The organism is Kitasatospora sp. NPDC058406 (assembly GCF_042722765.1).
Lineage (GTDB): Bacteria > Actinomycetota > Actinomycetes > Streptomycetales > Streptomycetaceae > Kitasatospora.
Window position 1 is genome coordinate 1 of record NZ_JBHXKE010000267.1, and the last position, 11,983, is coordinate 11,983.

The 11,983-nt window shown below is 73.8% G+C and carries 12 protein-coding genes; 6 read left to right on the forward strand and 6 right to left on the reverse strand.

What is annotated here, in order from left to right; genetic code table 11:
- Positions 1 to 277: 277 nt before the first annotated feature.
- Complete coding sequence (locus ACFWOG_RS34705) at positions 278 to 1,954, forward strand: sel1 repeat family protein (RefSeq protein ID WP_380363252.1); 1,677 nt, start codon at positions 278 to 280, stop codon at positions 1,952 to 1,954.
- A 158-nt stretch (positions 1,955 to 2,112) separates the two neighbouring features.
- Here ACFWOG_RS34705 and ACFWOG_RS34710 read toward each other — a convergent pair whose 3' ends face one another.
- Positions 2,113 to 2,532, reverse strand: coding sequence for a Fur family transcriptional regulator (locus tag ACFWOG_RS34710; protein ID WP_329883133.1), 420 nt, complete (start codon positions 2,530 to 2,532; stop codon positions 2,113 to 2,115).
- 104 nt (positions 2,533 to 2,636) lie between these two features.
- Between ACFWOG_RS34710 and ACFWOG_RS34715 the strand changes: the two genes are divergently transcribed.
- The gene (locus tag ACFWOG_RS34715; protein ID WP_329883132.1) at positions 2,637 to 4,115 is read left to right on the forward strand and encodes a catalase; all 1,479 of its coding nucleotides are present in this window, start codon (positions 2,637 to 2,639) and stop codon (positions 4,113 to 4,115) included.
- 91 nt (positions 4,116 to 4,206) lie between these two features.
- Here ACFWOG_RS34715 and hisN read toward each other — a convergent pair whose 3' ends face one another.
- The 5 genes from hisN to ACFWOG_RS34740 all read right to left on the reverse strand — a co-directional run bounded on the left by hisN (position 4,207) and on the right by ACFWOG_RS34740 (position 8,766).
- Positions 4,207 to 5,004 carry a histidinol-phosphatase gene (gene hisN / locus ACFWOG_RS34720; RefSeq protein ID WP_329952286.1) on the reverse strand — a complete coding sequence of 266 codons (798 nt, stop codon included), beginning with the start codon at positions 5,002 to 5,004 and terminating at the stop codon, positions 4,207 to 4,209.
- 104 nt (positions 5,005 to 5,108) lie between these two features.
- Positions 5,109 to 5,432, reverse strand: coding sequence for a multidrug efflux SMR transporter (locus ACFWOG_RS34725; protein ID WP_329952285.1), 324 nt, complete (start codon positions 5,430 to 5,432; stop codon positions 5,109 to 5,111).
- A 152-nt stretch (positions 5,433 to 5,584) separates the two neighbouring features.
- Positions 5,585 to 6,640, reverse strand: a complete 1,056-nt coding sequence (gene rsgA / locus ACFWOG_RS34730) for a ribosome small subunit-dependent GTPase A (RefSeq protein WP_329883129.1) — start codon at positions 6,638 to 6,640, stop codon at positions 5,585 to 5,587.
- 16 nt (positions 6,641 to 6,656) lie between these two features.
- Entirely contained in the window at positions 6,657 to 7,988 is a 1,332-nt protein-coding gene (gene aroA / locus ACFWOG_RS34735; protein ID WP_329883128.1) for a 3-phosphoshikimate 1-carboxyvinyltransferase, read from the reverse strand.
- Positions 7,989 to 8,049: 61 nt separating this feature from the next.
- On the reverse strand, positions 8,050 to 8,766 hold the full coding sequence (locus tag ACFWOG_RS34740; protein WP_329883127.1) for a M50 family metallopeptidase: 717 nt from the start codon (positions 8,764 to 8,766) through the stop codon (positions 8,050 to 8,052).
- Between the two features lie 147 nt (positions 8,767 to 8,913).
- Between ACFWOG_RS34740 and ACFWOG_RS34745 the strand changes: the two genes are divergently transcribed.
- The 4 genes from ACFWOG_RS34745 to rsrA all read left to right on the forward strand — a co-directional run bounded on the left by ACFWOG_RS34745 (position 8,914) and on the right by rsrA (position 11,906).
- Positions 8,914 to 9,666 (forward strand): SOS response-associated peptidase, encoded by a 753-nt coding sequence (locus ACFWOG_RS34745; protein ID WP_329952283.1) that lies wholly within the window; start codon positions 8,914 to 8,916, stop codon positions 9,664 to 9,666.
- 156 nt (positions 9,667 to 9,822) lie between these two features.
- Positions 9,823 to 10,458, forward strand: a complete 636-nt coding sequence (locus tag ACFWOG_RS34750; protein WP_380363254.1) for an alpha/beta family hydrolase — start codon at positions 9,823 to 9,825, stop codon at positions 10,456 to 10,458.
- Positions 10,459 to 10,761: 303 nt separating this feature from the next.
- Positions 10,762 to 11,505, forward strand: a complete 744-nt coding sequence (locus ACFWOG_RS34755) for a sigma-70 family RNA polymerase sigma factor (protein ID WP_329883212.1) — start codon at positions 10,762 to 10,764, stop codon at positions 11,503 to 11,505.
- On the forward strand, positions 11,502 to 11,906 hold the full coding sequence (rsrA, locus tag ACFWOG_RS34760; protein ID WP_329883125.1) for a mycothiol system anti-sigma-R factor: 405 nt from the start codon (positions 11,502 to 11,504) through the stop codon (positions 11,904 to 11,906). Before ACFWOG_RS34755 ends, rsrA begins: the two co-directional genes overlap by 4 nt.
- Positions 11,907 to 11,983: the final 77 nt, after the last annotated feature.

Sequence of the window (11,983 nt, forward strand, 5' to 3'; positions counted from 1 at the left end):
ACACTCGCCGAGGCGAAGGGCGAGGTCGCGTACGCCGCCGAGTTCTTCCGCTGGGGAGAGCCCCGAGCGGAACCCGGGTGCCCTGCCCGCCCAGCGCACCAGCGGCCTGACGGAGCGCCGCCCGGCGCCCGGCTACGGCCCGGACAGTCTGGTGCACGTCCCCACCAGCCGGTTCACCGCCGAGATCGGCCCGTACGGCGCGCTCACCGAACAGAGCGGCCCGGGGGCGGACGCCGGCGAGCACGCCGGCTTCGACTCCGCGAGCTTCGAGACCGCGCTGGCCGCCCGCGAGCAGGCCGCACTGGAAGCCCGGCACCGTCAGGCCGCCGACGACGGCGACGCGGACGCCGCCGGCCGGCTCGGCACGCTGCTGCTGCGCCGCGGCGACCTGGAGGACGCGGAGCCGTACCTGCGCGGGGCCGCCGCTGCCGGACTCCGCTCCGCGGCCAACAACCTCGGCGTGCTGCTGCACCAGCAGGGCCACCGGGCCGAGGCGGCCCAGTGGTGGCGGCAGGCCGCGGTGGCCGGCAGCGCGCCGGCCGCGCACGCGCTCGGCCTGCAACTGCGGGACCAGGGCGAGGAGGAGGCGGCCGAGTACTGGCTGCACTTCGCCGCCGACCACGGTCACCCGCTGGGCGCGTACGCGCTCGGCGACCTGATGGAGCACCGGCGCGACGTCCGCGCCGAACGCTGGTTCAAGGTGTCCGCCGACGCCGGACACCGGGAGGCCGCCTACCGGCTGGCCCGGATGCGGGAGGCGGCCGGGGACAAGGAGACCGCGGAGGCCTGGTACCGGATCGCGGCCGCCCGCAGCCACGCCCGGGCGGCGCTGCGCCTCGGCGTCCTGCTGGAGGACCGGGCCGGCGGGGACCAGGCGCTGCTGGAGGAGGCCGCCCGCTGGTACCGGCAGTCGGCGCAGAACGGCGAGCCCCGGGCCGCGTGCGCGCTGGGCTTCCTGCTGCGCGACTCCGGGGATCTCGGTGCGGCCGCCGAGTGGTGGCAGGAGGCGGCCGAGGCCGGGGACGGCAACGCGGCGAACGCGCTGGGCGCGCTGCACGCCTCGCGCGGCGAGGCCGCCGAGGCGGAGCGCTGGTACCGCAGCGCGCTGGAGGCCGGGGACCAGAACGGCGCGTTCAACCTGGGGCTGCTCTGCGCGGGCGCCGGGCGGGACCAGCAGGCCGAGCAGTGGTACCGCCGGGCCGCGTACGCCGGGCACCGGGAGGCGTGCAACGCGCTGGCCGTGGTGCTGCTGCAGCGCGGTGACGAGTCGGGCGCCGAACCGTGGTTCTCCAAGGCCGCGGAGGCGGGCAGCGTGGACGGCGCCTTCAACCTGGGCGTCCTGCACGCCGGGCGCGGCGAGCAGCGGCAGGCGCAGGAGTGGTACGCGCGCGCCGCGGCCGAGGGGCACGGCGAGGCGGCGCTTCAGCTGGCGGTGGTGCAGGAGCAGCGCGGCAATCTGGCGGGCGCGCTGGAGCGTTACCGCCAGGCGGCGGCGGGCGGGTCGGCGGAGGGTGCGTTCCGGCTGGCCTCGGTGCTGGACCGGCGCGGGGACGCGGACCAGGAGGCCGAGCACTGGTACGCGGTGGCGGCGGACGCCGGGCACCGGCGGGCCCAGGTGCGGATGGGCGTGCGGGCGGCCGAGCGCGGGGCGCTGGAGATCGCCGAGAGCTGGTACCGGCGGGCCGCGGCGGCGGGCAGCCGCAGCGCCGCGTTCAACCTGGGGCTGCTGCTGGCCCGGCAGGACAGCGAGGCCGAGGCGATGCTCTGGTACACCCGGGCCGCGGACGCCGGGCACGGGCGGGCGGCGCTGCGGCTCGCGCTGCTGGCGCTGCGCCGGGGGGAGCCGGTGCAGGCGGAGAACTGGTGCCGGCGGGCGGCGGACTACGGTCCGGCCGAGGTGGCCGAGCGGGCCGGCCGCCTGCTGGGCGCCCTCCACGCCGAGCTGAGCGCGTAGCGCCGGGCCCGGCCGGGGGCACCCGGCGCCGCTCGCCGCGGGTCGGGCGCCGTCCTCGTCGTCCTCGTCGTTCACCGGGTCGAGGTGCCCGCCTGCTCGGTCCGCCCGGACGCCCTGTGCCGGGGGTGGTGGCGCCGGGGGCGGTTCGCGGGGGCTGCTCAGGGGCCGGTCGTACAGTCCGGACAGAGGCCGCGGTAGGTGATCTCGGCGCCGGAGACGGTGAAGCCGAACCGCTCGGAGGCGGGCAGCGCGGCCAGCGGGTCGCCCAGCGGGTGGACGTCGCGGATGGCGCCGCAGCCGGAGCAGACCAGGTGCTGGTGGGCGTGGTGGGCGTTGGGGTCGTACCGCTTGGCGCGGCCGTCGGTCGCGACCTCCAGCACCTCGCCGAGGCAGACGAGTTCGCCGAGGGTGTTGTAGACGGTGGCGCGGCTGATCTCGGGCAGCCGTTGCGCCGCGCGCGCGTGCACCTCGTCGGCGGTGAGGTGGACGTGTTCTCCGTCGAGGACCTCGGCCACGACCCGGCGCTGCGAGGTCAGCCGCCATCCACGTCCGCGAAGCCGTTCCAGCAGGTCACTCATGGGTACAGGGTAAGTGCACTCCCAGTCTGGTTCCAGTGTTGACTTGGACAAAGTCCAAGTTAGGATCGAGTCGTAACGACCGGATCACGCGGAGGCACCCTCTTATGACTACCCAGGACGAGCTGCGCCCCACCCTCACCACGGAGGCGGGTGCCCCCGTCGCCGACAACCAGAACACCGAGACCGCCGGTGTCGGCGGTCCGGCGCTGATCCAGGACCAGCAGCTGTTCGAGAAGCTCGCGCACTTCAACCGCGAGCGGATCCCGGAGCGCGTGGTGCACGCCCGCGGCGCGGCCGCGTACGGCACGTTCACCGTGACCGCCGACGTGACCGGCTACACGCGGGCGGCGTTCCTCTCCGAGGTCGGCAAGCAGACCGAGACCTTCCTGCGGTTCTCCACCGTGGCGGGCAACCTCGGCTCCGCCGACGCGGTGCGCGACCCGCGCGGCTTCGCGCTGAAGTTCTACACCGAGGAGGGCAACTACGACCTCGTCGGCAACAACACCCCGGTGTTCTTCATCAAGGACGCCACCAAGTTCCCGGACTTCATCCACACCCAGAAGCGCGACCCGTACACGGGCTCGCAGGAGGCGGACAACGTCTGGGACTTCTGGGGCCTGTCGCCCGAGGCCACCCACCAGGTGACCTGGCTGTTCGGCGACCGCGGCATCCCGGCCTCCTACCGGCACCTGGACGGCTTCGGCTCGCACACCTACCAGTGGCAGAACGAGGCCGGCGAGTACTTCTGGGTCAAGTACCACTTCAAGACCGACCAGGGGATCAGGAACCTGACGTCGGAGGAGGCGGCCAAGCTCGCGGGCGAGGACCCGGACAGCCACCAGCGGGACCTGCGCGAGGCCATCGAGCGCAGCGAGTTCCCCACCTGGACGGTCAGCGTCCAGATCATGCCGGCCGCCGACGCGGCGAACTACCGCTTCAACCCCTTCGACCTGACGAAGGTCTGGCCGCACGCCGACTACCCGCTGGTCGAGTTCGGCAAGCTGGAGCTCAACCGCAACCCCGACAACGTCTTCGCCGAGGTCGAGCAGTCGATCTTCTCCCCGTCGCACTTCGTGCCCGGCATCGGTCCGTCCCCCGACAAGATGCTGCAGGGCCGCCTGTTCGCGTACGCGGACGCCCACCGCTACCGCGTCGGCATCAACGCCGACCACCTGCCGGTCAACCGCCCGCACGCCGCCGAGGCGCGCAACAACAGCCGTGACGGCCACCTGTACGACGGCCGGCACGGCCGCCAGAAGAACTACGAGCCCAACAGCTTCGGCGGCCCGGTGCAGACCGGCCGGCCGCTCTGGGCGCCGACCCCCGTCAGCGGTGCCACCGGCACCTCCGAGGCCCCCTCGCACGCCGAGGACAACGACTTCGTGCAGGCGGGCAACCTGTACCGGCTGATCGGCGAGGACGAGAAGCAGCGGCTGGTCGCCAACCTGGCCGGCTTCATCGCCAAGGTCTCGGCCGACCGCGACGACATCGTCGAGCGGGCGATCGAGAACTTCCGCAAGGCCGACGCCGACTACGGTCAGCGCCTGGAGGCGGCCGTGCGGGAGCTGCGCAAGCAGCGGTGACGCCGGCGCGCCCCCGATGAGCAGCGGGCCCGCCGCGACCGGAGCACCGGTCGTGGCGGGCCCGCACCCATGTCACGGGGCACTGCCGGGGTCACACGCCGAGGCGGCCCAGCGCCTCCTCGTGGAGCAGGCCGTTGGAGGCGACCGCGTCGGCGCCGCCCGGGCCCGGGACGCCGTCCAGGCCGGTGAAGCGTCCGCCGGCCTCCTCGACGATGATGCAGTTGGCCGCCATGTCCCACAGGGACAGTTCCGGCTCGGCCGCGATGTCGACCGCGCCCTCGGCGACCATCATGTACGACCAGAAGTCGCCGTAGGCGCGGGTGCGCCAGCAGGCCCGGGTGAGGTCGAGGAACGGGTCGAGGCGGCCGCGCTCCTCCCAGCCGGAGAGCGAGGAGTAGGAGAAGGAGGCGTCCTCGATCCGGGAGACGCCGGAGACCCGGATCCGGCTCGCCTTGGCCAGGCTGCGGCCGGCGAACGCGCCGAGGTCCTTGGCGGCCCACCAGCGGCGGTTCAGCGCGGGGGCCGAGACGATGCCGACGACCGGCCGTTCGACGCCGTCCGGGCCGTCCTCCAGCAGCGCGATCAGGGTCGCCCAGACCGGCACGCCGCGGATGTAGTTCTTGGTGCCGTCGATCGGGTCGATCACCCAGCGGCGCGGTCCCGTGCCCTGGAGGCCGAACTCCTCGCCGAGCACCGCGTCGCGCGGGCGGGCCCGCTGGAGGATGCTGCGCACGAGCTCCTCGGCGGCCTTGTCGGCGTCGCTCACGGGGGTGAGGTCGGGCTTGGTCTCGACCCGGAGGTCGAGTGCGCGGAAGCGCTCCAGGGTGACCGAGTCGGCCGAGTCGGCGAGGACGTGGGCGAGTCGGAGGTCGTCGTGGTAGTCGGCCATGTCCGAAACCCTAGCGAGCCCTCCCCGATCGGGACAGTCGGGCTCGCGGACCGGACCGGGAAGGGCCGGGCCCCGGGCCGGACCCGCCCCGGGCGGGCGGGGGCTCAGTGCGCGGAACCGCTCAGCTGGAGGCCGATCACCCCGGCGATCACCAGGGAGATCGACACCAGCTTGAGCACCGAGGTGGTCTCGTCCAGGAAGGCCATGCCGTAGATCGCGGTGCCGGCCGCGCCGATCCCGGTCCACACCGCGTACGCGGGGCCGACCGGGAGGGTCTTCAGGGAGATCGTGAGCAGACCGAAGCTGCCGAGGGCGAAGACGCAGAAGCTGATGGTGGGCCAGAGCTTGGTGAAGCCTTCACTGAGCTTGAGGTTGATCGCGAAGCCGGTCTCCAGGAGACCGGCCAGGATCACCAGGGCCCATGCCATCGCGTGCTCTCCCTGTCGATCGCCGGAAACGGGCCGTGATCCGGCCCGACTTTCCTATGATCACCAGGCAGCGGTGCTCCGACACCTCGAACGCGCGAAAACCCCGGACTCCGCCCGCGCACCCGGGCGGGTCACCCGCGCACCCGGGCGGGTCAGTCGTCCTCGCGGGCCTCCTTGCTGGCCAGCAGACGGCGCAGCGAGTAGAGCCGGGCCTGATCGGCGTGCCCCTCGGCCACCCAGGCGTCCAGCGCGCAGTCCGGCTCGTCGTGGCTGCACGCGCGCGGGCACTCGGCGGTGCCGGGCTCCAGGTCGGGGAAGGCCAGGATCACCCGGGACGGGTCGATGTGCGAGAGGCCGAAGGACCGGAAGCCGGGGGTGTCGATCACCCAGCCGGTGTCCAGTGCCTTCTTCGAGCCCGGCTTGGCCCCGGGCGGCGGCGGCAGGCGCAGCGCGAGGGCCGACACCGTGGTGTGCCGGCCCCGGCCGGTGACCGAGTTGACCTGCCCGGTGCTCCGCTGGTGCTCCGGGACGAGGGCGTTGACCAGGGTGGTCTTGCCGACGCCGGAGTGGCCGATGAACACCGTGCGCAGGCCGCGCAGGCGCTCCCGGACGACCTCGGCGCCGGTGGTGGCCAGCTCGTCCCGGCGGGTCACCACGTACCGGATGCCGAGCGGTGCGTAGGCGTCCAGCATGGGTTCGGCCGGGGCGAGGTCGGCCTTGGTGAGGACGAGCAGCGGCTCCATCCCCGCGTCGTAGGCGGCGACCAGGCAGCGGTCGATCAGCCGGGGCCGGGGCTCCGGGTCCGCCAGGGCGGTGACGATGGCGAGCTGCTCGGCGTTGGCGACGACGATCCGCTCGTACGGGTCGTCGTCGTCCGCGGTTCGCCGCAGGACCGAGCTGCGCTCCTCGACCCGGACGATCCGGGCCAGGGTGTCGGCGTCCCCGGAGAGGTCGCCGACGATGGAGACGTTGTCGCCGACGACGACGCCCTTGCGGCCCAGCTCGCGGGCCTTCATCGCGACGATCTCGCGTTCCTGCTTGGTGCCCGGGTCGATCAGGCAGGTCAGCCGGCCGCGGTCGACGGTGAGCACCATCGCCTCGGCCGCGTCCTCGTGCTTGGGCCGGATCCGGGTGCGAGGGCGGGAGCCCTTCCGTCCGGGCCGGTTGCGGATGTCGTCCTCGTCGGCGTCCTTGCCGTAACGGCGCATGTCCCCAGTCTCCCGCTCAGCCGCCCGCCACCACTCCGGTGAGCAACTCGTCCCACATCGCGGGGAAGTCCGGCAGGGTCTTGGCGGTGGTGGCCACGTTCTCCACCTGGACGCCGGGTACGGCGAGGCCGATCACCGCGGCGGCGGTGGCCAGGCGGTGGTCCTCGTAGGTGTGGAAGACGCCGCCGCCCAGCTTGCGCGGGCGGATCCGCAGGCCGTCCTCGGTCTCGCTGACGTCGCCGCCGAGGTCGTTGATCTCCTTGGCGAGCGCGGCCAGCCGGTCGGTCTCGTGCAGCCGCAGGTGCGCGATGCCGTAGAGGTGGGACTCGGAGTCGGCGAGGGCGGCGACGGCGGCGATCACCGGGGTGAGCTCGCCGACGTCGTGCAGGTCGGCCTCGATGCCGTGGATCCGGCCGGTGCCGGTGAACTGGAGGCCCTCGTCGGTGAACTCGCAGCTGCCGCCCATCCGGGTGTAGAGGTCGCGCAGCTGGTCGCCCGGCTGGGTGGTGTGGCGGGGCCAGTCGCGGACGGTGACCCGGCCGCCGGTGACCAGGGCGGCGGCGAAGAACGGTGCGGCGTTCGAGAGATCGGGCTCGACGACCATGTCGCGGCCGATCAGGGCGCCGGGGGTGACCCGCCAGACGTCCTTCTCGCCGCCGTCCCCGGGGGCGTCGACCTGGACGCCGGCCAGCCGGAGCATCTCGACGGTCATCCGGATGTGCGGCAGCGAGGGGACGGGCCCGCCGACGTGCCGGACCTCGACGCCCTGGTTGTAGCGGGCGCCCGAGAGCAGCAGGGCGGAGACGAACTGCGAGGACGAGGAGGCGTCGAGCTCGACCGGGCCGCCCTCCAGGGCCCCGGTGCCGTGCACGGTGAGCGGGAAGGCGCCGCGGCCGCCGTCCTCGATCCGGGCGCCGAGCGCGCGCAGGGCGTCGATCACGCCGTGCTGGGGGCGCTCGTGGCTGCGCGGGTCGCCGTCGAAGTGGACCGGGCCGTCGGCGAGGACGGCGAGCGGGGGGAGGAAACGCATGACCGTGCCGGCGTTGCCGACGTCGACGGAGGCGGGGCCGCGCAGCGCGGGGGCGGGGATGACCCGCCAGGCCTCGCCGCCCCCGGTGCCGCCGGAGTCGTTGTTGACCTGCTCCTCGATGCCGACGCCGAGCGCGCGCAGGCCGTCGGCCATCAGCTGGGAGTCGCGGCTGCGCAGCGGTCGGCGCACCCAGCCGGGCTCGTCGGCCAGGGCCGCCAGCACCAGGGCCCGGTTGGTGACCGACTTGGAGCCGGGGATGGTGACGGTGGCGTCAACGGGGCTGGTCGCGACGGGGGCGGGCCACAGGGTCTCGGTCATGGGGCAAGTTTAGGGGCCGTACCGGAACTGTCCTTTCGCCCGCGTCGGCGGGGGCTCCTGCTCAGAGGGGGCGGAGCAGCCAGCTCGCGCCGAGGGCGAGGGCGGCGAGTGCGGTGACCAGGAAGAGCGCCGTCCAGGCGAGGCCGGGGACGCCGGTGAGGCGGGCGAGCTGGTCGGCGTCGGAGTCCCCGGCCTGGCCGCGGCGGCGCTGGTGCTGGAGTTCGAGGACCGGGCGGACCGCGCCGAACAGCAGGAACCAGCTGCCGAGGTAGGCGAAGCCGGCCTGGACCTCGGGGGTGCCGAACCAGGAGACCAGGAAGAAGGCGGCGCCGGTGAGCAGGACGCTCAGGAAGCCGAAGGCGTTGCGGATGCGGACCAGCAGGGCGAGCAGCAGGACGATGGCGAGCCAGAGCAGCAGGGTGATCCGGTCGGCCGCGAGCAGGGCGGCGCAGCCGAGTCCGAGCAGGGCGGGCGTGAGGTAGCCGGCGGCGGCGGTGAGGACCATGCCGGGGCCGGTGGGGCGGCCGTAGGAGAGTGTGAGGCCGGAGGTGTCGGAGTGCAGCCGGATGCCGGCCAGCCTGCGGCGGGTGACGAGGGCGGCGAGTCCGTGGCCGCCCTCGTGCGCGATGGTCACCGCGTTGCGGGTGATCCGCCAGAGCGGGCGGGTGAGGACGGCGAGCAGGGCGACGGCGCCGGTGGCGAGGGCGAGCCAGCCGGGCGGGGCGGGCTGGGTGCCGGTGACGGCGGTCCACAGTTCGTCGATGGTCCTGGCGTCCATGGGGGTCTCCTCCGCCTCGGTTTCGGCCGTCCCGGGGTGGCAGCCTGCCATGCGGGGGACGGCCGGGCGGGGGCGGGTGGTTCTCCGGCGGGCGTGAGGAGGGGGTGAGAAACCCGGCGGGGGTCGCGGTCGTGGCAAGCTGACGGCATGTGCGGTCGCTTCGCTTCGAGCACCAGGCCCGAGGACATCGTCGAGCTGTTCGGCGTCCGGCAGTGGGATCCGGCCGAGACGCTGGCTCCGAGCTGGAACGTCGCGCCCACGCAGAGCGCCTTCGTGGTGCTGGAACGGGTGCCGAAGGGGGAACGGGCTCCGGTGCGGCAGCTGCGGGTGCTGCGCTGGGGGCTGGTGCCGCAGTGGGCGAAGTCGCCGGAGACGGCGGTGAAGATGATCAACGCCCGTTCGGACACGGTGCACGAGAAGCCCTCGTACCGGCAGGCCTTCGCGTCCCGGCGGTGCATCCTGCCGGTGGACGGCTACTACGAGTGGCAGACGGTGCCGGGTGAGCGCGGGAAGGCGAGGAAGAAGCCGTTCTTCGTCTCCCGGACGGACGGCTCGCCGCTCGCCCTGGCCGGGCTGTACGAGTTCTGGCGGAACCGGACGGTGCCGTCGGACCACCCGGAGGGCTGGCTGGTGACGTTCACCGTCGTGACCACGGAGGCCGAGGAGCTGCTGGCGCCGATCCACGAGCGGATGCCGCTCTTCCTCGATCCGGGATCGTTCGACGAGTGGCTGGATCCGCGGCGGGACGACCCCGAGGAGCTGCGGCGGCTGCTGATACCCCCGCCGCCGGGGGCACTGCGGGCCACTCCGGTGTCGCCGGCGGTCGGCAGCATCCGCAACGACGAGCCCGGTCTGACCGAGCCGTACACCGAGGTCGAGTACGAGACCACGCTCTTCTGAGCTCCGCCGCGCCCTGCCTCCCGGCCGTCGCCTTCCCCTGTCCTCTCCCCGTCCTTCCCCGTCGTTCGTACCGGAGCCGCCGTGAACCAGGAAGCCGCCGACCAGGAAGCCGCCGACCGGGCGGTCGCCGCCCGGGAAACCGCCGCCCGCGAGGCCGTGACGAGGGAACTCGTCCCGACGCCCGTCGGGGACGCCCGGATCACCCTGCACCCGGCGGCCGCACCGCGGGCGGTGCTGGCACTGGGACACGGCGCCGGCGGCGGGATCGAGGCGCGGGACCTGGTGGCGCTGGCCGCGGCGCTGCCGGCGCGGGGGATCTCGGTGGCGCTGGTGGAGCAGCCCTGGCGGGTGGCCGGGAAGCGGCTCGGGCCGGCGCCGAAGACGCTGGACGCGGGGTGGGCGCCGGTGGCCGAACGGCTGGCCGGGGCCGGTCTGCCGCTGGTGGTGGGCGGGCGCAGCGCCGGGGCCCGGGTGGCCTGCCGGACGGGCGCGGCGGCCGGGGCGGTCGGGGTGGTGGCGCTGGCGTTCCCGCTGCATCCGCCGGGCCGGCCGGAGAAGAGCCGGGCGGGGGAACTGCTGGGCTCGGGTCTGCCGACGCTGGTGGTGCAGAGTGCGGCCGACCCGTTCGGTGGGCCTGCGGAGTTCCCGGAGCTGCCCGGTACGCACGCGCTGGTGGCGCTGGAGTACGGCAGTCACGGTTTCGAGGTGCCGAAGCGGGCGCCGGTCGGTCAGGGCGAGGTGCTGGAGCTGATCACGTCGGCGGTCGGGGACTGGGTGCTGGGGCTGGTCTGAGGGGGTTCCCGGGGCCCCGTGCGCGGGCTGTCACGCTCTGTTCACCCGTTCGAGCGAACTGCGGGCGGGGGGCGGGAATGCGGGAGTGATTCCAGTGGTTGACACCCTCGTCAGCTTGAGTCCCGATGGAAGGCAGGGCAGATGGGTTCGATCGCGTGCCCCGAGCGGCCGGACGAGCGCGAGGCCGCGGCGACGTTCGCCCCCTCGTGGTCGGACTGGATTGCCGCGGGCGAGAAGCCCGTCAGCCCGATATCCTCCATTTCGGGGCGGCCCGCCGTGGGTCGTGCCCGTCATGCCGAGGAGGTGGGTCCGGTCGTCGGGACCGAGCACGAGGCCGAGCCGGGCCGGGGCCCGGATGAGGGCCTGCCCACGGGCGAGGCGCTCACCGGTGAGGAGCTGGCCGAGGCGATCGGCGAGGACACCTTCCGGGTGTCGGCGGAGGAGAGCGAGGAGGCCCGGCGGGACCGCTTCGAGCGTGACGCCCTGGGCTACCTGGATCCGATGTACTCGGCGGCGCTGCGGATGACCCGCAACCCGGCCGACGCGGAGGACCTGCTCCAGGAGGCGTTCGCCAAGGCGTACGCGTCGTTCCACCAGTTCCGCGAGGGCACCAACCTCAAGGCCTGGCTGTACCGCATCCTCACCAACACGTTCATCAACTCGTACCGCAAGAAGCAGCGGGAGCCGCAGCGCACCGCCGCCGAGGAGATCGAGGACTGGCAGCTGGCCCGGGCCGAGTCGCACATGTCGACCGGTCTGCGCTCGGCGGAGACCCAGGCCCTGGACCACCTCCCGGACAGCGACGTGAAGGACGCCCTCCAGGCCATCCCGGAGGAGTTCCGTATCGCCGTCTATCTCGCGGACGTCGAGGGCTTTGCGTACAAGGAGATCGCGGACATCATGGGTACTCCCATCGGTACGGTGATGTCCCGGCTGCACCGCGGCCGCCGTCAGCTGCGCGGCATGCTGGAGGACTACGCCCGTGAGCGCGGGCTGGTCCCGGCCGGCAGTGGGGCAGGGCAGGAAGCGAAGGGCTCGGGCTCATGAGCTGCGGCGATCCGAACGACACCGAGTGTGGCGAGGTCCTCGACCACCTCTACGAATTCCTCGACAACGAGATGGCCGAGGGCGACTGCGCCAAGCTGCGTGAGCACTTCGAGGAGTGCTCGCCGTGCCTGAAGCAGTACGGGCTGGAGCAGGCGATCAAGGCGTTGATCAAGCGTTCCTGCGGCTGCGACGACACCCCGGCCGACCTGCGCGGCAAGGTGCTGGCCAGGATCGACTCGATCCGGGCCGGGCAGCGCTCGGGCGAGACGGTGGTGGTCGCCGTCGAGACGACGATCGAGGTGCACGCCGAGACGGCCGGTCAGGCCCGGTCGGCGGGGGAGGCGGCGGAGCCGTCGGCCCGTGCCGGTGCCCCGGTCGAGGCCGGCGCTCCGGCGGAGTGAGCGGAGGCCCGCCGGCTGCGGGCACGGAACGACCCGTGCGCCGAACGGCGCGCGCCGGGCGGCCCCGGGAGCGGTGA